The organism is Cupriavidus sp. 86D6 (genome assembly GCF_057815095.1).
Genome location: NZ_JBYPSB010000007.1, coordinates 104,883 through 125,868, shown reverse-complemented (window position 1 = coordinate 125,868; position 20,986 = coordinate 104,883). Strand labels below are relative to the sequence as shown.

Genomic DNA, 20,986 nt, shown 5'->3' with positions numbered 1-20,986 from the left:
CCCCAACTGCCTGTACCGCCGATCATCGGCAACCCTGACGACATACACTCATGACGCCGCTCCGTTCTTCCTCCAGCGCCACCGGGAAGCCAGGCGCGGCCGCCAGCACGGCGACGCCGGTGCTGGCGCCCCTGCGCGACGACATGCGTGACTTCCTGCTGACCGAGCGCGACTTCGAGAAGGTGCGCGCGCTGATCCACAAGCGCGCCGGCATCTCGCTGGGCAGCCACAAGCGCGAGATGGTGTACAGCCGTCTGGCGCGGCGGCTGCGCTCGCTGCAGCTCAGCGACTTCGGCACTTACCTGGAACTGCTCGAGTCGGACGACCGGTCCGACGAGTGGGAGTACTTCACCAACGCGCTGACGACCAACCTCACGTCGTTCTTCCGTGAGGCGCACCACTTCCCGCTGCTGGCCGAGCACGCCAGGAAGACTGGCCGGCCCTACAGCGTCTGGTGCGCGGCGGCGTCGACCGGCGAGGAACCGTATTCGATCGCCATCACGCTGGCCGAGGCGCTGGGCGACCGCGCCGGGACCGTGCTGGCCACCGACATCGACACCCAGGTGCTGGCCAAGGCCCGCGCCGGCGTCTATACGACCGAGCAGGTGTCCCGGCTGCAGCAGGAGCAGCTCAAGCGCTTCTTCCTGAAGGGCACGGGCGCACGCGCGGGCTCGGTCAAGGTCAAGCCGGAGCTGGCATCGACCATCGCGTTCGAGCCGCTGAACCTGCTGGCGCCGGACTGGGGCATTCGCGACAAGTTCGACGCGATCTTCTGCCGCAACGTGATGATCTATTTCGACAAGCCGACCCAGGGCCGCATCCTGGAGCGGTTTGCGCCGTTGCTCAAGCCGAACGGCCTGCTGTTTGCCGGCCATTCGGAGAACTTCTCGTATGTCACGCGCGCGTTCCAGCTGCGCGGGCAGACCGTGTATGAACTGGCGGGCAAAGGCGGAGGCGCATGATGCGCGGCACGCCACAGATGCCCGAGGCCATTGCCACGCGAAAGTACTTCGATCGCGAATTCGGCAAGCAGGCCATCAAGCTGCTGCCCAACGAATACTACGTGACGGGCGATGACGTGGTGCTGACCACGGTGCTGGGATCGTGCGTGGCCGCATGCATCCGCGACGAAGTGGCCGGCGTGGGCGGCATGAACCATTTCATGCTGCCCGATGACGAGAACGCCGGCCCTGACCGCATGCTGTCGGCGTCGATGCGCTACGGCTGCTACGCGCTGGAAGTGCTGATCAATGAACTGCTGAAGATGGGCGCCCGGCGCGAGCGTCTGGAAGCCAAGGTATTTGGCGGCGGCGCGGTACTGGCGAACATGACGACCCTCAATATTGGGGACCGGAATGCCGATTTCGTACTGAAGTACCTGCGCACCGAAGAGATACGGGTGGCCGCGCAAGACCTGCGCGGGCCGCACGCGCGACGCGTCAGCTATTTTCCGGGAACGGGTCTGGCGCTGGTGCGCCGGCTGACCCGCTCGGACGATACCGTTGGCGTGGAGCGCGACGAGCGTGCCCTGGCACGCGCGCTGTCCACATCCACAAAGGCGCCCGCCCGTGGTGCCGTGGCTTTGTTTACGCGGCAGGCATCGGCCAAGTCGCCGACCTGAAAACTGAAGACGTAGAGACGAACATGACCGCCGCGAAGATCAAGGTGCTGTGCGTGGATGATTCCGCGCTGATTCGCAGCCTGATGACGGAGATCATCAACAGCCAGCCCGACATGGAGGTGGTGGGTACCGCCCCCGACCCGCTGGTGGCGCGTGACATGATCAAGCGCCTGAACCCGGACGTGCTGACGCTGGACGTGGAAATGCCACGGATGGACGGGCTCGACTTTCTGGAACGCCTGATGCGCCTGCGCCCGATGCCGGTGCTGATGGTGTCCTCGCTGACCGAACGGGGGTCGGAAATCACGATGCGCGCGCTGGAACTGGGCGCGGTCGATTTCGTGACCAAGCCCAAGCTTGGTATCCGCGAGGGTCTGATCGAATACACCGACACGATCGCCGACAAGCTGCGCGCGGCGTCGCGGGCACGCGTGCGGGCACGGTCCGAGGCGCCTGCGGGCAGCGCGCCTGCCGCGCCGATGCTGCGCGCGCCGCTGCTGTCGACCGAAAAACTGATCATCGTCGGCGCATCGACCGGCGGCACCGAGGCCATCAAGGAATTCCTGATGCCGCTGCCGCCCGATTCGCCGGCAGTCATGATCGTGCAGCACATGCCGGCCGGCTTCACCAAGTCGTTCGCGCAGCGCCTGAACGGGCTGTGCCGCATCACGGTCAAGGAAGCGGAGCACGGCGAACGCGTGCTGCCCGGCTATGCGTATATCGCGCCGGGAGACTCCCACCTGCTGCTGGCGCGTAGCGGTGCCAACTACGTGGCGCACCTGTCGCAAGACGCACCGGTGAACCGGCATCGTCCGTCGGTGGACGTGCTGTTCGATTCCGCCGCCATCCACGGCGGCAAGAACGTGACGGGCGTGATCCTGACCGGCATGGGCAAGGACGGTGCCCGCGGCATGCTGCGCATGCGCGAGGCCGGATCGTACAACCTGGCGCAGGACGAACAGTCCTGCATCGTGTTTGGCATGCCGAAGGAGGCTATCGCCACCGGCGGCGTGCATGAAGTCGTGCCCCTGAACCAGATGAGCCAGCGCGTCATGGCGCACCTGGCCACGTTTGGCGCACGGGCGCAGCGCGTGTAGTCCTGGATCGCGCGCGAGAGAGGTCGGATTAGCAACAACAACCGGATGGCCGTGTCATCCGTAACCGTATTGGAGCCGTAAAGTGGACAAGAACATCAAGATCCTCGTGGTCGATGACTTCCCGACCATGCGTCGGATCATTCGCAACCTGCTCAAGGAGCTGGGGTTCACCAACGTCGAGGAAGCCGAAGATGGCGCCGCCGGGCTGGAAAAAGTCAAGGACGGCAGCTTCCAGTTCGTGGTGTCGGACTGGAACATGCCGAACATGGACGGGCTGACCATGCTGCAGTCGATCCGTGCGATTCCCGAGATCGCCAAGACGCCGGTGCTGATGGTGACGGCCGAAGCCAAGAAGGAGAACATCATTGCCGCCGCGCAGGCTGGTGCCAATGGTTATGTGGTCAAGCCGTTCACCGCCGCGACGCTGGACGAAAAGATCACGAAGATCTTCGAGAAGCTGGCTCAATAAGAAGAGGTACGCGACATGTCGACGACTCCGACTTTCAGCCAAGAATCGGCCGAGCAGATCATCCATCGCATCGGCAACCTGACGCGAATGCTGCGCGACAACATGCGGGAGCTGGGGCTCGACAAGGAAATCGAGAAGGCCGCCCTGGCCATTCCCGATGCACGCGACCGCCTGAGCTACATCGCCGCCATGACCGAGCAGGCGGCCGAGCGCACGCTCACCGCCGTCGAACTGGCGCAGCCGCTGCAGGAAGATCTGGAAAGCAAGGCCACCGCGCTGGACAAGCGTTGGGACGAGTGGTTCGCGCAACCCGTGGAGCTGGGCGACGCCCGCGCACTGGTGCTGGACACACGTGAATTCCTGACCGACGTTCCGCAAAAGGCCAAGGCGACCGGCAGCCACCTGCTTGAAATCATGATGGCCCAGGACTTCCAGGACCTGACCGGCCAGGTGATCAAGAAGATGATGGACATGATCCGCACCCTGGAGCAGGAACTGCTGCAGGTGCTGATCGATAACGTGCCGGCCGAGCGGCGCGTTGAAGCGCCCCCCACGCTCATGAACGGTCCGCAGATCAACCCCGAAGGCAAGACCGACGTAGTGTCGGACCAGTCGCAGGTGGACGACCTGCTGGCCAGCCTGGGCTTCTGAGCCCGGTAAGCGGGACGCGCCGGCCATCCCGCCGGCGCGTCCCGGGCTTGTCGCGACGATGCGCCGTACGCGCGTTTTTCGTCACATGGCGGCGCATTCGCTGGCACAATCGTGGGCAACCACGGTTTCCTACTGCCAGAGGATCGCCCCCATGCATGCTCGCCGTACCGTCGTTGCAGTTTCCGTTGCCGCCGCAGTTTCCGCATTCGCCGGCATCGCCCAGGGTCAGACGCTGACCGTCCCGCAGGTTTCCCCCACCGTTGACAGTGCCTATGCCCGGCTGGAAGCCACGCCGCTTTACCAGAAGCTGATGGCCGACGTGCGCGCCGACGACGCGCGGGCGCTGGCGGAACTCAAGACCATGACCGAGATCCCGGCGCCGCCCTTCAAGGAAAAGGCGCGCGCCGAGTATTTCGTGTCGCGGCTCAAGGCACTGGGCCTGACCGATGCGCATATCGATGCCGAAGGCAATGCCATCGGCATCCGCGAGGGCACCGGCAACGGCCCCCGGCTGCTGATTTCGGCCCACCTCGATACCGTCTTTCCGGAAGGCACCGACGTCACGGTGAAGTCGCGTGACGGCAAGCTGTACGCGCCGGGCATCGGCGACGACACGCGCGGGCTGGCCGTCCTGCTGTCATGGCTCAAGGTGCTCAATGAGAACAAGGTGCGTACCGTAGGCGACCTGGTGTTCGTCGGCAACGTCGGCGAAGAGGAACTGGGCAATCTTCGCGGCATGAAGGCGGTGTTCCGCGATCACCCCGATATCGACGGCATGGTCGGCATCGAGCCCGGTACCGGCGAACGCGTGCTGACGCAGGGCACCGGCAGCCATCGCTATGAAGTGACGTTCAAGGGCCCGGGCGGCCACAGCTTCGGGGCCTTCGGCCTGCCCAGCGCGATCCATGCGATGGGCCGCGCCATCGGCAAGATCGGCGACGTGCAAACGCCCGCCGACCCCAAGACCACGTTCACCGTGGGCACGGTCGGCGGCGGTACGTCGGTGAACGCGATTGCCGGCGACGCGCGCATGGCGATCGATATCCGCTCGAACGGCACGCCGTCGCTGCTGGAAACCGAGAAGCACATCATGGAAGCCATCGCCGCGGGCGTGGCGGACGAGAATGCGCGCTGGAAGCCGGCCAAGGGACAGGAAATCACCTACCAGGCCCGCATGATCGGCGACCGGCCCGCCGGCATCACGCCTACCGACTCGGTGATAGTGCAGTCGGCCGTGCGCGTGATCAAGGCGCACGGCAAGGAAGCGCCGTCGCTGCGCGGCGGCAGCACCGACGCCAACGTGCCGATGGCGCTGGGCATTCCGGCCATCATCATCGGCAGCGGCGGCAAGTCGGGTGGATCGCATTCGCGCGACGAGTGGTTCGACCCCACCAATGCCCATGAAGGCGCGCAATGGGGCCTGACCACGGTGCTGGGTCTGGTGGGGGTGGATGGCGTCGGCGAACCGCTGCTGGCAAAGCGGCCAGCCAGGCCGGCGGCTACGCGCTGAGCGCGAAACCGCGATCGAACGTGGTGGCCACGTCCAGCCGCTGCTTGAGCAGCCCCGCCTTCAGGTAGAAGTCGGCGGTCTGCTGCTGGATGGCCACCAGGTCCGCGTCGATGGGCTGCCACTGGGTGCGGCGGCGCTCGAACTGCAGCCGCGCCGCTTCGGGCGGAATGCCGATGATGCGCGCCAGCGTGGCCGAGTACTCGGCCACGTGCTGATAGGACCAGACCTGGGCGCGCACCACGCGCTGCAGGAAGTCGGCCAGCACGGCCCGCTTGCTGGCCAGCGCGGCGTCGGTTGCCGCAAGATAGCTCAGGCCCGACCACAGCCCCCGTCCGCTCACCAGCACGCGCGCATGGCCGCTGGTTTCGGCCATGGCCGTATAGGGCTCCCAGGTGGACCACGCATCGACCGAGCCGTTGGTCAGGGCCAGCTTGGCGTCTGCGGGCGGCAGGAAGCGGAAATCGGCATCCTCGGGTTTCAGGCCGGCCGATGCCAGCGCCTTGAGCGCGACGAAATGGCCAATCGATCCGCGATTGGTGCCGATGCGCTTGCCCTTGAGGTCGGCCGCGCTCTTCAGCGGCGAATCGGGCCGCACCAGTACGGCGGTGCCGTAGGGGTCGGAACGGTTGGCGCCAATCAGACGGATGCGCGTACCGGCGGCCAGCGCGAAGATGGCGGGCGCATCGCCGATGGGCCCGCTGTCCACGGCGCCTGCATTGAGCGCCTCCGCCAGCGGCGCCGCAGCCGGGAATTCGGTCCACTGGATGTCGTAGGCCAGCCCCTTGAGCGCGTCGGCCGACTCCAGCAGCGCGCGCAGGCCGCCCTTCTGGTCGCCGGCCTTCAACACCGGGCGGGATTGAGCCCGCGCGGCAGCGGGCAGCAGGGCGGACAAGGTGCCGGCGCTGGCGGCGTGCAGGAAGTGGCGGCGGGAGCTGGACATGCGTGCGTACGAAATGGGTGGCGGAAAGCCAGACCGTACGCCTGCCCCCGTTGCGCACCAACGAATGATTTCGCGGTTTCTTATGCTCTGCGCGGCGGCGGCGCGCTCCGCAGGAGGGCGGGATGTCAGGCAGGCAGCCCACGAATTCAGCGATGATCGGCCAGCCTTGCGGCCCGTCAAACCCCATGCGGGCCGCACTGAGGACTTGCCGGCACAGCTTGCCCCTGGGAGGTTGCATCGCCGCCGCCCTTGCGCTTCAATGGGCGCCTTGGCCCTTCGGGCCCCCCAAACTGCCGATGTCATCCATGGACCAGACCCCCGACATTCCCTCGCGTCCCGCCTTGCGCACGCTCACACCGATCGAGGCGCGCGTGGTAGCCGTATTGCTGGAAAAGCAGTTCACCGTGCCCGACACTTACCCGCTGTCGCTGAACGCGCTGGCATCTGGCTGTAACCAGAAGACCGCGCGCTCGCCTGTGATGAGCGTGACGGAGGCCGAGATCCTGACCGCGATCGATGGCCTGAAGTCGTTGAGCCTGGTCTTCGAGGGCAGCAGCAGCCGCGTGCCGCGCTTCGAACAGAACCTGGGCAAGGTGCTGGGCGTGCCGAGCCAGTCGGCTGCGCTGCTGTCCACGCTGATGCTGCGCGGTCCGCAAACGGCTGCCGAACTGCGCCTGAATTCGGCACGGCTGCATGCCTTCGCGGACATTTCCTCGGTAGAGGCCTTTCTGGACGAACTGGTCGAACGCTCGCCGGCGCTTGTCGTGAAGCTGCCCCGCGCGCCCGGCGAGCGCGAAAGCCGCTGGATGCACCTGCTCTGCGGTGAAGTCGCCATGCCGGAGCCGGCCACGGCGTCGACGCGCGCCGGCGCGGAAACCACGGCGTCGCCATCGGAATTCGAGGCCCTGCGCATCAGCCATCGCGCGCTCGAAGACAAGGTGTCACGGCTGCAGGCGCTGGTGGTTGAAATGGCCGGCCAGCTCGGCATCGAAGTCGAGCCCGGCAGACTGGATTGAGACGAATCTGAAACGGTGTCACAACGTGTGTCCAAAGGCGCCACCGGGGGTGATGCGGTGTTAGCCTTCTTCGCGTGTTCAAGCGAAGGAGGTCACGATGGAAATGCGGAATCTCGGTTCCACGACTGTCCGGATGCCGATCGCGGGTATCGACACTGCGCAGGCGCTGGATGAACGCATCGACCCGGCCCTGCAGCGTGTGGTCAGGTCGGCGCGGGAATCGCTGCAGGCGCGGCACCGTCGCCAGCGGGCGGAAGATGCCGGCGCACTGATCCAGCTCTGGAAGAGCGAGGGCGTCTATCCGTTCGAGGGCATTGCCGAGGACGCCATCGAAGTGGCGCGCCGCGAGCGGTTCGACATCTGCGCACTGGGCATCCACGAGCATCTGGAAGTCTTTCGCTCGGGCAGTCAGCAAGACCGCCGCTTTACCCTGGGCATGCTCAAGGCCACGCTCGAAGACAGCCCGTCGACCCTGCGGTATCTGCTGACGGAAGTCCTGAGGCTGCCGGCGGACAAGGCGGAGGAACTGCAGGGGCTGCTTGAGCTGGCGTCGCTGTCTTCGGTCATCGAATGCAGCACGATGGTGACGGAGCGTCTTCGCTTTCTCACAGGGCTGGAGGAACTGTTATTCGATATCGGGAGCAAACGCGGCTTCAAGGAGCGCGGCGAACTTCATCGCATGCTGGCCAATGAAACCTGGGTGTTCGGGGAAGAATTCCGGCTCACGAGTGACGGCGAGAGCCTGAGCACGGTACTGCGCAAGCATGTCAAGAAGCTGGACATGGGCAAGGGCTGGTATCAACAGACCGTGGTCCGGGACGATGGACGGAAGGGCTTTATCGATTTCGTGCTCGGCCGAGAAATACCGTCGTACGCAAGCGCGAGCCGCGAGTTTCTGGTTGTCGAGCTCAAGCGTCCGATGAAGAACATCGATCTTGCGGCGAAAGCGCAGATCGAAAGCTACGCCATGGCCGTGGCATCCGACGAGCGGTTCGACACCCGGCATACCCACTGGACTTTCCTGGCAGTGTCAAATGAACTGACTCCCGCCGCCGCGCGGACCTTGCGACACCCGACCGGCGCGTTCGGCTGCTTTCACGAAGATCCAACCTTGCGAATCGGGCTGGCTACCTGGGCGGGCATTCTGAACGCCTCTCGGGTTCGGCTTGAGGCTTTTCGCGCCAAACTGAACCATACGGTCCCGCGCGACGAGGGATTGGCCTGGCTGCGACACCGCTATGCCGAGTATTTGCCCGAGACCTTCTAGGCTGCGTTGATCTCTCCAGATAATTAGCCACTATATGTAGCTATTAGAGCACTTCACCTCCCGAAGGTTTGGGAATGACGGCCTGCCCACTCCTGGCAACAAGGTCGGCCAGCTGTATGTATACAGGCACATGGCCGTCGGCGGCCGCCGCCAGGCATGGATGACACGGGCGATCTGTGACATCATCGGGGCCGATCCCGTCCGAACCGGGCGAGATCGGCACAATTTGGCGTTCCGGCCCTAAAGATCGCCATCGCCCGGGCCGTTATTTCCGCTGCCCCCCTCATTCCTGAAACAGGCACCTGTTTCCCCGCCTTTTCCCCCCAATGCCTTGCCCCCCGGGATTTGATAATCCTCGGTGACGAAGTGCCGCCCGCGCGCTTTGCACTGGAGCATTCATGTCCGAGGAAAGCGATCTCGAGAAAACCGAACCCGCCTCACCCCGGCGCCTTGAAAAGGCGCGCGAGGAGGGGCAGGTGGTGCGTTCGCGCGAGCTCGGTACGTTCGTGATGCTGATGACGGGCGTGCTGGGCCTGTACGTCATGGGCGGCACGCTGGGCCGCAAGCTGAATGCGGTCATGCAAGCCACGCTGGCCTTCGAGCCGGCCACGGCCTTCGACACCAATCGCATGCTGTCGCAGTTCGGCATGGCGATCTGGGACAGCCTGCTGGCGTTTTTTCCGCTGCTGCTGATGTTTGGCGTGGCGGCCCTGATCGCTCCGCTGGCGTTGGGGGGATGGAGCTTTTCGACCAAGTCGTTCTCGCCCGATTTCTCGCGCCTGTCGCCGTTGCAGGGCCTGGGCCGCATGTTCTCGTCGCACACGCTCGTGGAACTGATCAAGGCCATCGCCAAGTCGCTGCTGGTGGGCTGCGTGGGCGCATGGATGGTCTGGCACATGCTGCCCGAAGCCATCGCGCTGATGAATGCGCCGGTCCACGAGGCGCTCCTGCACATGATAGAGATGGTGCTGTACGTGTGCGGCATGGTGGCCGGGTCGCTGCTGCTGGTGGCGGCGCTCGACACGCCGTGGCAACTCTGGACGTTTTACAAGAAGCTCCGCATGACCAAGGAAGAGGTTAAGCAGGAGATGAAGGAAACCGATGGCGATCCGCACATCAAGGCCCGTATCCGCCAGCAGCAGCGGGCCATTGCGCGGCGCCGGATGATGTCCGAGGTGCCCAAGGCCGACGTGGTGGTGACCAACCCCACCCACTTCGCCGTGGCACTGAAATACGACGAAGGCGCGCGCTGGAACGCGCCGCGCGTCGTGGCAAAGGGCGCCGACGAAGTGGCTGCTCGCATTCGCGAGCTGGCCAACGAGCATCGCGTGCCGGTGCTGTCCGCCCCGCCGCTGGCGCGGGCGCTGCACCGTCACGTGGAACTGGGCCACGAAATCCCTGCGGGCCTGTATACCGCCGTGGCCGAGGTCCTGGCCTGGGTTTATCAATTGAAGAACTGGCACTACAGCTACGGTCCGCAGCCCGATTCGCCGACCGAACTGCTCGTGCCGGATGAACTTGCCGTACCGGAAAGCCGCGCATGAACGCACTGACCAACCTTTTCAACATGCCCGCACTGCGGGGTGGCGCCCAGATGAAGGCGCTGGCTGGCCCGCTGCTGATCGTCATGATCCTCGGCATGATGATCCTGCCGCTGCCGGCGTTCATCCTGGACCTGCTGTTCACCTTCAACATCGCGCTGTCGATCATGGTGCTGCTGGTGGGCATGTATACCCAGCGCCCGCTGGACTTTGCCGCCTTCCCGGCCGTGCTGCTGTTCTCCACGCTGCTGCGCCTGTCGCTGAACGTGGCGTCCACCCGCGTGGTGCTGCTCGAAGGCCATACCGGCCCCGATGCCGCCGGCAAGGTGATCGAGGCCTTCGGCCACTTCCTGGTGGGGGGCAACTTCGCGGTCGGTATCGTGGTGTTCGCGATCCTGGTCGTGATCAACTTCATGGTGATCACCAAGGGTGCGGGCCGTATCGCCGAAGTTGGCGCGCGCTTCATGCTCGATGCCATGCCCGGCAAGCAGATGGCCATCGACGCCGACCTGAACGCCGGCCTGATCAACGAGGAAGGCGCCCGCAAGCGCCGCGCCGAAGTGGCGCAGGAATCGGACTTCTACGGTGCCATGGACGGTGCGTCGAAGTTCGTGCGTGGCGATGCCATCGCCGGCCTGCTGATCATGTTCATCAACGTGGCGGCCGGCATGGTCGTGGGCATGGTGCAGCACGACCTGGACTTCGGCACGGCCGTTCACAACTACACGCTGCTGACGATCGGTGACGGCCTGGTGGCGCAGATCCCGGCGCTGGTCATCTCCACGGCTGCCGGTGTGATCGTGTCGCGCGTGTCGAACGAGCAGGACGTCGGCCAGCAGCTGACCGGCCAGCTTTTCTCGAACCCGCGCGTGATGTTCATCACCGCCGCCATCATCGGCACGATGGGCCTGATCCCGGGCATGCCGCACTTTGCCTTCCTGCTGCTCGCCGGCGGCCTGATCTGGTTCGGCCGCTATCAGATGCGCCGCGCGGTCAAGGCCACCGAGACCAAGGCCCAGGAAGAGCGCAGCCCGGCCGTACAGGCCGAAGTGGCCGAAGCCACGTGGGAAGACGTGACGATGGTCGATCCGCTGGGCATGGAAGTGGGTTACCGCCTGATCACGCTGGTGGATCGCGCGCAGAACGGCGAACTGCTGGGCCGCATCAAGAGCATCCGCAAGAAGATGGCGCAGGACATCGGCTTCCTGGTGCCGGTGGTGCATATCCGGGACAACCTCGAACTGAAGCCGAACGCATACCGCATCACGCTCAAGGGCGTGGAGATCGGCAGTGGCGAGGCCAATCCGGGTCAGTGGATGGCCATCAACCCGGGCCAGGTCAGCGGCACGCTGCCGGGCGCCGCCACGCGCGACCCCGCCTTCGGCCTGCCGGCCGTGTGGATCGATGCCGCGCTCAAGGAACAGGCGCAGGCCTACGGCTACACGGTGGTGGATGCCAGCACCGTGGTGGCCACGCACCTGAATCACCTGATCCAGATGCATGCATCGGAACTGCTGGGACGTCAGGAAGTGCAGGCGCTGCTGGACCGCATCACCAAGGAAGCCCCGAAGCTGACCGAGGATCTGGTGCCGAAGACCATCTCGCTGACCGGCCTGCAGAAGGTGCTGCAGAACCTGCTGGACGAAGGTGTGGCCATCCGCGACATGCGCACCATCCTGGATGTGGTGGCCGACAACGCCCCGAAGATCAACGATCCGGCCGAGCTGACCACGCTGGTGCGCGTGTCGCTGGGCCGCGCGATCACGCAGCAGCTGTTCCCCAACAACGCAGACATGCAGGTGATCGGCCTGGACGCCGGCCTGGAGCGTGTGCTGACGCAGGCGCTGGCCAATGGCGGCGGCATCGAGCCGGGTCTGGCCGATGCGCTGCTGCAGCAGGCACAGGGCGCCGTGGTACGCCAGGAACAGCTGGGTCTGGACCCGGTGCTGCTGGTGCCGCCCCCGATGCGGCCGCTGATGGCGCGCTTCCTGCGCCGCACGCTGCCGCAGCTGAAGGTGCTGTCGCACGCCGAAGTACCGGACAACCGCAACATTCGCATCACCGCCATGATCGGCGGCGCAGCGTGAGGACTGAACAATGAGCGTGGCAAAGTTTGTGGCGGCCAACGGCCGCGAAGCGATGCGCAAGGTGCGCGAGGCCATGGGGCCCGACGCCGTGGTGCTCTCCAACCGCTCCATCGAGGGCGGCGTGGAAATCGTGGCGATGCGCGACGCGGACCTGGGCGCTGTGAGTGCTGGCGCGCAGATGTACCAGCCGTCCGCGCCGGCGCTGCCGCCTTCGCTGTCGTCGCCGTCCCCGCTGCCGATGCTCCAGTCGCTGCATGACCTGCATCCGGCCAGCCCCGAGCCGTTCCTGCCGCTGGGCGCGATCCCGGCACCGTCCGCACCATCGGCCTTGCCCGCCGGCATCGGCCAGGAACAGGCGATGCTGGGCGACCTGCGCGGTGAGCTGGCGTCGATGCGGTCGATGCTGGAACGCCAGTTCGCTGGGCTGTCGCAAGGTACGAACGGCGTGGCAGCCGGCGACCCGCTGCGTGAATCGCTGTTCGAGTGGATGGTCAATGCTGGCTTTTCGGGCCAGCTGTCGCGCACGTTGCTGTCGCGCCTGCCGGTCGGCACCGATCGCCCGGCGGCCATGGCCTGGATCCGCCAGGAGCTGGCCAGCAAGGTGCCGGTGCTGACCGACGAGGATTCGCTGTTCGCCCAGGGCGGCGTGCTGGCGCTGATCGGCCCGACCGGTGTGGGCAAGACCACCACCACCGCCAAGCTGGCCGCGCGCTTTGTGCTGCGCCACGGGCCGCAAAGCCTGGCGCTGCTGACGACCGACCGTTTCCGGATCGGCGCCCATGAGCAGTTGCGCATCTACGGTGACATCCTGGGCGTGCCCGTGCATGCGGTGAAGGACGCCGCCGATCTGCGCTTTGCGCTGTCGGCCATGAAGGACAAGCACCTGGTCATCATCGACACCGTCGGCATGAGCCAGCGCGACCGCAGCCTGTCGGACCAGATCGGCATGCTGGCTGGCGTGCAGGCGCCGATGCAGCGCGTGCTGCTGCTCAACGGCGCGGCCCACGGCGACACGCTCAACGAGGTGGTGCACGCCTATCGCAACGACGCCGCGGGCGCCGCCGGCGGCATCGACGGCTGCATCATCAGCAAGCTCGACGAAGCCACGCACCTGGGATCGGTGCTGGACGTGGTGATCCGCCATCGCCTGCCCGTGTTTTATGCGTCCACCGGCCAGCGCGTGCCGGAACACCTGGAACTGGCACAGGCCGGCGCGCTGGTCGAGCGCGCCTTCCTGACGCCGCGCCGTGGCTCGCTGTTCAATGACGCGGACGTGGCGCGCCGCCAGGCGGGCAGCGCCGAGGCCGCCGCGCCGGTCAAGGCCGAACGTAGTGGCGCGGACGACATGCTGCGCTCGCTGACCGACAGCGCCAACGCGGTGGGGGTGTGTGTCGACGAACTCAACGCGGCACGGTACGGCTTCGACGTGGCCCGCCAGCTCTGGCAGCATCGCTCGGCCGGTGTGTCGGCGCTGCGCCCGATGGTGCAGCAAGTGCGCCTGGCCATGTGCCGCGACGCCAGCCGTGCGTGCGATCGCTATGTGCTGGCCATCACGCAGAGCGTGGCACAGACCGTGCAGGGCCGCCGCGCGCCGCAGATGATGCAACACACGCTGTGGCTGGCCGACCGTGACGGCATGCCGCTGGCCAGCACCGTAGTGCCGGCGGGCCGCGCCCGCCAGTCGCTGGCCGAAGCCGAGGCCGATGCCGAAGCCGCCACCGTGCGCGCCACGCTGGCCGCCGCCCGGACCGTGGTCAACCTGAATACGTCACTGCCGAGCCCGGCCACGCTGGCACGCTGGCAGCAACTGGGCGAACGCTGGATCGCCGGCACGCGCAAGACCACGCGGGTGATCGCAGAGGGCCTGGCCAACAAGCTCGACACCGTTGCCGACACGCTGACGTTCCATGCCGTGGGCGATGTGACCTGCCGCGACCGCGCCGCCGCCCACTGGCTGGCACACTGCCCGGTCCGCATTCCCGAAGGCCAGGTGCGCACCGCCGCGCGTGGCCGCGGCAACGCCGCCGAGGCCGGCATCGAGGCCTGCCTGGTGGTGTCGCGCATGATCGACCACGAAACCGGCGACACGCTGTCCGTCGAATATGTGCTGTGCGATCCCGCGCTTGCCGACGATGCCGCGCAAGTCGCACGCTGGTTGCACTGGACGGTTGCCGCCGAAGAACAGTTCCGCACGCTGCGCCACGCCATCGAGCACTTTGCACAGGAAGGCGATGCTGACGCGTCGCTGTGCGCCGGCATGGTGGCGGTGCAGCTGGGCCTGACCGCGCTGCGCCTGCAACACACGCCCACGCCTACGGCCCCGGCATTTCTGTCCCGCCTGGCTGGCCGGGCTTCGGCACGCGTCAATGCGCCGGTGCCGGGTGCAGTGCTCAACGAAGGCATGGGCCGCTTGCTGGCACTGCTCGACGTACTTGAAAACTATCCGGGCCGCGGCATGGCGGCGCCTGTACCGCCCATGGCAGACGCGCCGGAGCCGGCCGCGTCGGCCACGCACGCCATGGCAGCCATGGACGCGCTGGATGCCATCGACGCCACGCCGCAGCTTGCGGCCGCCGGGGAGTAAGGATTGAACACGATGGCCACCGATCAGGCCGAAAGCCTGCGCCGCCTGCTGGCACCGCGCGTGACGCGGCGGATCGCCGTGGTAGGGGCGGAACAGGGCGTCGGCACCACCACGGTGGCGCTGGGCCTGGCCAACGCGCTGTCGATGCAGGGCGAGCGCGTGCTGCTGGCGGACGAAGACATGTACGGCGCCCGGGCGATGCGGCTTGCCGGCGCTGCGCCGGCGGCCACGCTGGCCGATGTGCTCGATGGCCGCGCGCCGCTGGCCGCCGCGGCCGGCACGCGCGGAGCCAGCGGCATTGCCGTGCTGCAGGCAGGCGCGATGACCGTTCGTCCCGACGAGCGCGCGCTGGCGGCGCGACTGCCTGACGTGCGCTCGATGCTGATCGACACCCGCCGCGACATCACCGGCGCACTGTCGCCGCTGGCGGGCATGGCCCACAACTTCGTGATCGTCATGCGCCCGGAGGCCACGTCGATCACCGCGGCCTATGCATGCATCAAGCGGCTGCACCACGAATACGCATGTCGTCACTTCCAGCTGGTCGTCAATCTGGCGGCCGCCGAGGGGACGGTCACGGCGCTCGCGCGCAACCTGGCCCGCACGGCGAGCCAGTACCTGGGCGTGGAGGCCAGCCTGGCAGGGTACCTGCCGATGGATCCGCTGGTGGCGCGTGCGCTCCAGCTTGGGCGGTGCGTGGTGGAGGCGTATCCCGCCGCTGCGGCCACCGGTGCATTGCGGCACATCGCCAGCGGTATCGGCGCATGGCCGTTGCGTCACGAAGCATCGCCCCTGGGAATGGCCTCGGCCGTTGCCGCATGAACGCGAAGAACAAGAAGTCTCGACAAGACCGGAAACTCAGCCTGCCAGCCGCCGATTTTCAGCCTCTCCGGCGCTGGCACAAACAGTAAGCATTTAACGAGAGTTCCACCATGTATACGATTCAGGGAAAGCTCGAGCAGGCCGACGTGGTCAAGTCACACGCGCCACTGGTGCGGCGCATCGCGCTGCAGCTGGCGGCCAAGCTGCCCGCCAGCGTACAGATCGACGACCTGATACAGGCCGGCATGATCGGCCTTCTCGACGCCGCCAAACGGTATGAAGACAACCATGGCGCCCGGTTCGAGACCTACGCAAGCCAGCGCATTCGCGGCGCCATGCTCGACGAGGTGCGTGCCAACGATTGGCAATCGCGCAGCCTGCGCCAGTTCACCCGCAAGATCGAGCGCACGCAGCGCCAGCTGGAACAGAAGCTTGGCCGCACGCCGATCGATTCCGAGGTGGCCAAGGAACTGGAGATGCCGCTCGAGGAATACCAGGAGCTGCTGAACGAGGTCTATGGCTGCCAGCTGCTGCACTATGAAGATTTCGAACGCTCGGGCGAGGAAGACTTCCTCGATCGCCACCTGGGTGTCACCGACGACGGCAACCCGCTGACCGTGCTGATGGAATCGGGCATGCGCGAGGCGCTGATCCGAGCCATCGACAAGCTGCCCGAGCGCGAAAAGCTGGTGCTGTCGCTGTGCTACGACCAGGAACTGAACCTGCGCGAGATCGGCGCGGTGCTGGAAGTGACCGAATCGCGCGTGTGCCAGATCCGCAGCCAGGCCATCGGGCGCCTGCGCACCCAGCTGCGCGGGATGCTGTGATGCGGCGCGCCCTGGTCCTGGCCGTGGTGTGCGCGATGGGTCCGGCGGCAGCCCATGCGCAGACCTATGCGCCGGTCTTTACGAAGGCCACCTATGAACTGACCGGCTCGCGCTTTGCGTGGACGGCATCGTCAGTGGGGCCGCAGATCACGAACAAGGGCCAGCGTGCGCTGTCCTCGCCCGTGGTGCCGCTGGCCACGATGCCGCAGGCCATGGGCCGCATCACATCGGTGCGCTGGCGCTACAGCTTCACGCGCACCCCGCCCGTCGACCTGCAGGCATACCTGTGCAATGCCGACCGTTGCGTGCTGCTGGCGGGCGCCGAGGGCAAGACCGATGCCTTCGTCGGCGACGATGCCACCAAGGGCTTCGTCTTTGCCTATCGCGTACCGGGCCAGGGCGGACTCACGCCAATGCTCCAGGGCCGCAGCAACGAGGTGACCGTCAGCTACCGTTGAGCGCCACGGCCTGTCCCGGGCCCGCAGATCCACGCCGATACTTCCGGCGAACCCCCCGCATTCCCACCCCCGCCGCTGTCCCCGCGCGGCCGGTGGCACGCTTCCTGCGCCTTTCCGCCCAAGCAACGTGCGGCAAGCGCTACATTCGTCCCCTGCGCGGTATTCCCGCGCATATCCCCGGCGGCATTGTGTCTGCCATGCCCGCTGGCGCCATGTAATTCCTACGTGCAAGTCTCGCCACGTTGCCGTCCTCTGTCCGTCATCTGTCAGCCAGGAAGGATCCAACGACATGGAAGATTTCAGCGACATCAAGCTTTCGCGGCGGGAATTCGTGATGGCAGGCGCGGCGTCGGTGAGCGCCGCCGCCTTGCCTGCCGGTGCCGCCACCGCCACCGCGCCGCCATCGCGGGTCAGCCCCGGCGCCCTCAAGCCGGTGGCTTCGAACGTATCATTTGTCGTCAACGGGCAACCGCGCTCGCTGACGCTGGACACGCGCACCACGTTGCTCGACGCGCTGCGCGAGCATCTGCACCTGTCCGGCACCAAGAAGGGCTGCGACCACGGCCAGTGCGGCGCCTGCACGGTGATCGTCGACGGCCGGCGCCTCAATTCCTGCCTGACCCTCGCCGTCATGCACGAGGGTGCCAGAATCACCACCGTGGAAGGACTCGGCACGCCGAACAACATGCATCCGATGCAGGTGGCCTTCGTCAAGCATGACGGCTACCAGTGCGGCTATTGCACGCCGGGCCAGATCTGTTCGGCCGTTGCCGTGCTCGACGAGGTGCGCGCCGGCATCCCGAGCCACGTCACGCCGGACCTGAACACGCGGCCGCAGCTGTCGCCCGGCGAGATCCGGGAGCGGATGAGCGGCAATATCTGCCGCTGCGGCGCGTACTCGAATATCCTCGACGCCATCACCGAGGTCGCGGGGAGCCAGACATGAACCCGTTCACCTACGAGCGCGTGGCCACGCCCGCGGACGCGGCGGGGGCTGCCATGAAGACACCCGGTGCCCGCTTTATCGCCGGTGGCACCAACCTGCTCGACCTGATGAAGCTTGGCATCGAATCGCCAACCCATCTGATCGACGTGAACGGCCTGGCGCTGGACAAGATCGAGCCATCGCAGCAAGGCGGCCTGCGTATCGGTGCGCTGGTGCGCAATACCGACCTGGCCGCCGATCCACGCGTGCGGCGCGATTACGGCGTACTGTCGCGCGCGCTGCTGGCGGGCGCATCGGGCCAGTTGCGCAATCGCGCCACCACGGCGGGCAACCTGCTGCAGCGCACGCGCTGTCCCTACTTCTACGACACGGCCCAGCCCTGCAACAAACGCCAGCCGGGCAGCGGCTGCGCGGCGATTGGCGGCTTCAGCCGTCAGCTGGCCGTGATCGGCGGAAGCAACGCGTGCATCGCCACGCATCCCAGCGATATGGCAGTGGCCATGCGCGTGCTCGATGCCAGCGTGGAGACGGTACGCCCCGGCGGGCAGCAGCGCGTGATCCCGATCGCCGATTTCCACCGTCTGCCGGGCAATACGCCGCACATCGAAACGGCGCTGGAACCGGGCGAGCTGATTACCGCGGTGACACTGCCGCCGCCGGTGGGCGGCTCGCAGCTTTATCGCAAGGTGCGCGACCGGGCCTCGTACGCGTTCGCGCTGGTCTCGGTGGCCGCCATCCTGCAGCCGGACGGTACCGGGCGCGTGGCGCTCGGCGGCGTGGCCCACAAGCCGTGGCGCACGGACGCCGCCGATGCGGAATTGCCGCATGGCCCCACGGCCGTGACGCAACGGCTGCTGGACGGTGCGTCGCCGCAGCCCGACAACGCGTTCAAGGTGCAACTGGTGCGGCGCACGCTGGCCGCCGTGATCACGCAGGCAAACGGGGCCAAGCCATGAAATTCGACACACCCGCCACTACCAATCCCATCGACACGGGCCGCGTGGTCGGCCAGGCGGTGGACCGTATCGACGGCGCGCGTAAAACCACGGGCACGGCCACCTATGCCTACGAATGGCATGACGTGGCGCCGAACCCCGCCTATGGCTACATCGTGGGCGCCGGCATCGGCAAGGGGCGCATCCGGGCCATGCATCTGGACGATGCGCGCCGCGCGCCGGGCGTGCTGGCCATCGTAACCGCGCAGAACGCCGGCAAGCTGGGCAAGGCCAAGCGCAATACCGCCAAACTGCTGGGCGGCCCCGAGATCCAGCACTATCACCAGGCCATTGCGCTGGTGGTGGCCGACACGTTCGAGCAGGCCCGCGCCGCTGCGCAGTTGATTCGCGTGGACTACGCCCAGGAGAAGGGCCGCTTCGACCTGGAGGCCGCGTGCTGCTTTGACAGCAAGCCGAAGAAGGACGCGATTCCCGATACGTCCGTGGGCGATTTCGCTGGCGCCTTTGCCGCGGCCCCCGTGCAGCTGGATGCCCGCTACACCACGCCCGATCAGTCGCACTGCATGATGGAGCCGCATGCGTCGATGGCGGCCTGGTCCGGCGACGAGGTCACGGTGTGGACATCGAACCAGATGGTGGCGTGGGCCCACGAAGATATGGCGACCACGCTGGGCATCCCGAAGGAAAAGGTGCGCATCGTCTCGCCGTTCATTGGCGGCGGCTTCGGCGGCAAGCTGTTCCTGCGCGCCGAATCGCTGCTGGCCGTGCTGGGCGCGCGCGCCGTACACCGGCCGGTCAAGGTGGCGCTGACGCGGCCGCAGATACCGAACAACACCACCCACCGGCCCGCGACGATCCAGCGCATCCGCATCGGTGCGAGCCGCGACGGCAGGATCACGGCCATTGGCCACGAGAGCTGGTCTGGCGATCTCGAAGGCGGCCAGCCCGAGTCCGCCGTGATGCAGACGCGCCTGCTCTATGCCGGCGCCAACCGCATGACATCGATGCAGCTCGCAACGCTGGACCTGCCCGAAGGCAATGCCATGCGCGCGCCAGGCGAGGCACCGGGCCTGATGGCGCTGGAAATCGCCATCGACGAGATGGCCGTGAAGCTGGGCATGGACCCGGTGCAGTTCCGCATCCTCAACGACACGCAGGTGGACCCGGAAAAGCCTGAGCGGCCGTTCTCGCAGCGCCACTTCGTGGAATGCCTGCGCCTGGGGGCGGAACGTTTTGGCTGGAGCCGTCGCAACCCGCAGCCGGGGTCGATGCGCGAAGGCCAATGGCTGATCGGCATGGGCATGGCATCCGCATTCCGGAACAACCTGGTGACCAAGTCGGGCGCGCGGGTCGGCATCGATTCGAGCGGGATGGTCGTGGTGGAAACCGACATGACCGATATCGGCACCGGCAGCTACACGATCATCGCGCAGACCGCTGCGGAAATGATGGGCGTGCCGCTCGACCGCGTGGTGGTGCGGCTGGGCGATTCGGCCTTCCCGGTGTCGTCCGGCTCGGGCGGCCAGTGGGGCGGCAACAGTTCCACCTCCGGTGTCTACGCGGCCTGCGCGAAGCTGCGCCAGACCATTGCCGAACGCGCCGGCCTGAAGGCCGAAGACGCGGTATTCGAGGAGGGCCAGGTGCGCGGCGGCGGACGCAGCGTGCCGCTGGCGCAGTTCGCGGGCGCGTCGGTCGAGGACTCGATCGAGTTCGGCGAACTCGACAAGAAATACCAGCAGTCCACCTTCGGCGGTCACTTCGTGGAAGTGGCCGTGGACCTGGCCACGGCGGAAGTGCGCGTCCAGCGGATGCTGGCCGTGTGCTCGGCTGGGCGGATCCTGAATCCGAAGTCGGCGCGCAGCCAGGTGATCGGGGCGATGACGATGGGCGTGGGCGCGGCGCTGATGGAGGCCCTGCACGTCGACAAGCGCGTGGGCTTCTTCGCCAATCACGACCTGGCTGGCTACGAGGTGCCGGTACACGCCGACATCCCGCACCAGGAGGTGATCTTCCTCGACGAGACCGATCCGATCTCGTCGCCGATGAAGGCCAAGGGCGTGGGCGAACTGGGGATCTGCGGCGTGGCGGCTGCGGTGCTGAATGCCGTGTATCACGCCACCGGCGTGCGCGTGCGCGACTATCCGGCAACGCTGGACAAGCTGCTGGCGGGCATGCCGGTGGTGGCCTGAGGGTA

The 20,986-nt window shown here is 66.8% G+C and carries 18 protein-coding genes; 17 read left to right on the top strand and 1 reads right to left on the bottom strand.

Translation table 11 applies throughout. The features are described from left to right. Nucleotides 1-50: 50 nt before the first annotated feature. The 6 genes from AC3G88_RS18275 to AC3G88_RS18250 all read left to right on the top strand — a co-directional run bounded on the left by AC3G88_RS18275 (nucleotide 51) and on the right by AC3G88_RS18250 (nucleotide 5,348). Nucleotides 51-962: a CheR family methyltransferase gene (locus AC3G88_RS18275; RefSeq protein WP_488772300.1), complete on the top strand. Its 912-nt coding sequence runs from the start codon at nucleotides 51-53 to the stop codon at nucleotides 960-962. Then, complete coding sequence (gene cheD / locus AC3G88_RS18270; protein ID WP_400393362.1) at nucleotides 959-1,621, top strand: chemoreceptor glutamine deamidase CheD; 663 nt, start codon at nucleotides 959-961, stop codon at nucleotides 1,619-1,621. The genes AC3G88_RS18275 and cheD overlap by 4 nt, the downstream gene beginning before the upstream one ends. Nucleotides 1,622-1,644: 23 nt before the next feature. Beyond that, a complete protein-coding gene (locus tag AC3G88_RS18265) occupies nucleotides 1,645-2,718 on the top strand; it encodes a protein-glutamate methylesterase/protein-glutamine glutaminase (RefSeq protein ID WP_488772298.1) in 1,074 nt (357 codons plus the stop codon). Between the two features lie 82 nt (nucleotides 2,719-2,800). Continuing rightward, entirely contained in the window at nucleotides 2,801-3,187 is a 387-nt protein-coding gene (gene cheY, locus AC3G88_RS18260; RefSeq protein ID WP_029051667.1) for a chemotaxis response regulator CheY, read from the top strand. A 15-nt stretch (nucleotides 3,188-3,202) separates the two neighbouring features. After that, complete coding sequence (cheZ, locus tag AC3G88_RS18255; protein WP_029051668.1) at nucleotides 3,203-3,838, top strand: protein phosphatase CheZ; 636 nt, start codon at nucleotides 3,203-3,205, stop codon at nucleotides 3,836-3,838. A gap of 151 nt (nucleotides 3,839-3,989) precedes the next feature. Continuing rightward, the gene (locus tag AC3G88_RS18250; protein ID WP_488772295.1) at nucleotides 3,990-5,348 is read left to right on the top strand and encodes a M20/M25/M40 family metallo-hydrolase; all 1,359 of its coding nucleotides are present in this window, start codon (nucleotides 3,990-3,992) and stop codon (nucleotides 5,346-5,348) included. Here AC3G88_RS18250 and AC3G88_RS18245 read toward each other — a convergent pair. Beyond that, nucleotides 5,338-6,288, bottom strand: coding sequence for an ABC transporter substrate-binding protein (locus AC3G88_RS18245; RefSeq protein ID WP_488772294.1), 951 nt, complete (start codon nucleotides 6,286-6,288; stop codon nucleotides 5,338-5,340). The genes AC3G88_RS18250 and AC3G88_RS18245 overlap by 11 nt on opposite strands. 305 nt (nucleotides 6,289-6,593) lie before the next feature. Between AC3G88_RS18245 and AC3G88_RS18240 the strand changes: the two genes are divergently transcribed. The 11 genes from AC3G88_RS18240 to paoC all read left to right on the top strand — a co-directional run bounded on the left by AC3G88_RS18240 (nucleotide 6,594) and on the right by paoC (nucleotide 20,981). Then, nucleotides 6,594-7,304 (top strand): YceH family protein, encoded by a 711-nt coding sequence (locus AC3G88_RS18240; protein ID WP_488772292.1) that lies wholly within the window; start codon nucleotides 6,594-6,596, stop codon nucleotides 7,302-7,304. 97 nt (nucleotides 7,305-7,401) lie between these two features. Beyond that, complete coding sequence (locus AC3G88_RS18235; protein ID WP_488772291.1) at nucleotides 7,402-8,571, top strand: hypothetical protein; 1,170 nt, start codon at nucleotides 7,402-7,404, stop codon at nucleotides 8,569-8,571. 398 nt (nucleotides 8,572-8,969) lie between these two features. After that, on the top strand, nucleotides 8,970-10,115 hold the full coding sequence (gene flhB, locus AC3G88_RS18230; RefSeq protein WP_488772290.1) for a flagellar biosynthesis protein FlhB: 1,146 nt from the start codon (nucleotides 8,970-8,972) through the stop codon (nucleotides 10,113-10,115). Then, nucleotides 10,112-12,199, top strand: a complete 2,088-nt coding sequence (gene flhA, locus AC3G88_RS18225) for a flagellar biosynthesis protein FlhA (protein ID WP_153950071.1) — start codon at nucleotides 10,112-10,114, stop codon at nucleotides 12,197-12,199. The genes flhB and flhA overlap by 4 nt, the downstream gene beginning before the upstream one ends. A 10-nt stretch (nucleotides 12,200-12,209) precedes the next feature. Continuing rightward, the gene (gene flhF / locus AC3G88_RS18220; protein ID WP_488772289.1) at nucleotides 12,210-14,783 is read left to right on the top strand and encodes a flagellar biosynthesis GTPase FlhF; all 2,574 of its coding nucleotides are present in this window, start codon (nucleotides 12,210-12,212) and stop codon (nucleotides 14,781-14,783) included. Nucleotides 14,784-14,795: 12 nt separating this feature from the next. Further along, nucleotides 14,796-15,605, top strand: coding sequence for a MinD/ParA family ATP-binding protein (locus AC3G88_RS18215; protein ID WP_488772288.1), 810 nt, complete (start codon nucleotides 14,796-14,798; stop codon nucleotides 15,603-15,605). Nucleotides 15,606-15,715: 110 nt separating this feature from the next. Then, nucleotides 15,716-16,432: an RNA polymerase sigma factor FliA gene (locus AC3G88_RS18210; protein ID WP_092598868.1), complete on the top strand. Its 717-nt coding sequence runs from the start codon at nucleotides 15,716-15,718 to the stop codon at nucleotides 16,430-16,432. Beyond that, nucleotides 16,432-16,890, top strand: a complete 459-nt coding sequence (locus AC3G88_RS18205) for a flagellar protein FlhE (protein WP_400394026.1) — start codon at nucleotides 16,432-16,434, stop codon at nucleotides 16,888-16,890. The genes AC3G88_RS18210 and AC3G88_RS18205 overlap by 1 nt, the downstream gene beginning before the upstream one ends. Nucleotides 16,891-17,179: 289 nt before the next feature. Continuing rightward, nucleotides 17,180-17,836 carry an aldehyde dehydrogenase iron-sulfur subunit PaoA gene (gene paoA / locus AC3G88_RS18200; protein WP_488772287.1) on the top strand — a complete coding sequence of 219 codons (657 nt, stop codon included), beginning with the start codon at nucleotides 17,180-17,182 and terminating at the stop codon, nucleotides 17,834-17,836. Next, nucleotides 17,833-18,792, top strand: coding sequence for an FAD binding domain-containing protein (locus AC3G88_RS18195; RefSeq protein WP_488772286.1), 960 nt, complete (start codon nucleotides 17,833-17,835; stop codon nucleotides 18,790-18,792). Before paoA ends, AC3G88_RS18195 begins: the two co-directional genes overlap by 4 nt. Continuing rightward, nucleotides 18,789-20,981, top strand: coding sequence for an aldehyde oxidoreductase molybdenum-binding subunit PaoC (gene paoC, locus AC3G88_RS18190; RefSeq protein ID WP_488893756.1), 2,193 nt, complete (start codon nucleotides 18,789-18,791; stop codon nucleotides 20,979-20,981). The genes AC3G88_RS18195 and paoC overlap by 4 nt, the downstream gene beginning before the upstream one ends. The last annotated feature ends 5 nt before the right edge of the window (nucleotides 20,982-20,986 follow it).

Bases quoted from the DNA above. Each gene is read 5' to 3' on its own strand.
- AC3G88_RS18275 (WP_488772300.1), top strand. From the start codon at position 51: ATGACGCCGCTCCGTTCTTCCTCCAGCGCCACCGGGAAGCCAGGCGCG.
- cheD (WP_400393362.1), top strand. From the start codon at position 959: ATGATGCGCGGCACGCCACAGATGCCCGAGGCCATTGCCACGCGAAAG.
- AC3G88_RS18265 (WP_488772298.1), top strand. From the start codon at position 1,645: ATGACCGCCGCGAAGATCAAGGTGCTGTGCGTGGATGATTCCGCGCTG.
- cheZ (WP_029051668.1), top strand. From the start codon at position 3,203: ATGTCGACGACTCCGACTTTCAGCCAAGAATCGGCCGAGCAGATCATC.
- AC3G88_RS18250 (WP_488772295.1), top strand. From the start codon at position 3,990: ATGCATGCTCGCCGTACCGTCGTTGCAGTTTCCGTTGCCGCCGCAGTT.
- AC3G88_RS18245 (WP_488772294.1), bottom strand. From the start codon at position 6,288: ATGTCCAGCTCCCGCCGCCACTTCCTGCACGCCGCCAGCGCCGGCACC.
- AC3G88_RS18240 (WP_488772292.1), top strand. From the start codon at position 6,594: ATGGACCAGACCCCCGACATTCCCTCGCGTCCCGCCTTGCGCACGCTC.
- AC3G88_RS18235 (WP_488772291.1), top strand. From the start codon at position 7,402: ATGGAAATGCGGAATCTCGGTTCCACGACTGTCCGGATGCCGATCGCG.
- flhB (WP_488772290.1), top strand. From the start codon at position 8,970: ATGTCCGAGGAAAGCGATCTCGAGAAAACCGAACCCGCCTCACCCCGG.
- flhA (WP_153950071.1), top strand. From the start codon at position 10,112: ATGAACGCACTGACCAACCTTTTCAACATGCCCGCACTGCGGGGTGGC.
- flhF (WP_488772289.1), top strand. From the start codon at position 12,210: ATGAGCGTGGCAAAGTTTGTGGCGGCCAACGGCCGCGAAGCGATGCGC.
- AC3G88_RS18215 (WP_488772288.1), top strand. From the start codon at position 14,796: ATGGCCACCGATCAGGCCGAAAGCCTGCGCCGCCTGCTGGCACCGCGC.
- AC3G88_RS18210 (WP_092598868.1), top strand. From the start codon at position 15,716: ATGTATACGATTCAGGGAAAGCTCGAGCAGGCCGACGTGGTCAAGTCA.
- AC3G88_RS18205 (WP_400394026.1), top strand. From the start codon at position 16,432: ATGCGGCGCGCCCTGGTCCTGGCCGTGGTGTGCGCGATGGGTCCGGCG.
- paoA (WP_488772287.1), top strand. From the start codon at position 17,180: ATGGAAGATTTCAGCGACATCAAGCTTTCGCGGCGGGAATTCGTGATG.
- AC3G88_RS18195 (WP_488772286.1), top strand. From the start codon at position 17,833: ATGAACCCGTTCACCTACGAGCGCGTGGCCACGCCCGCGGACGCGGCG.
- paoC (WP_488893756.1), top strand. From the start codon at position 18,789: ATGAAATTCGACACACCCGCCACTACCAATCCCATCGACACGGGCCGC.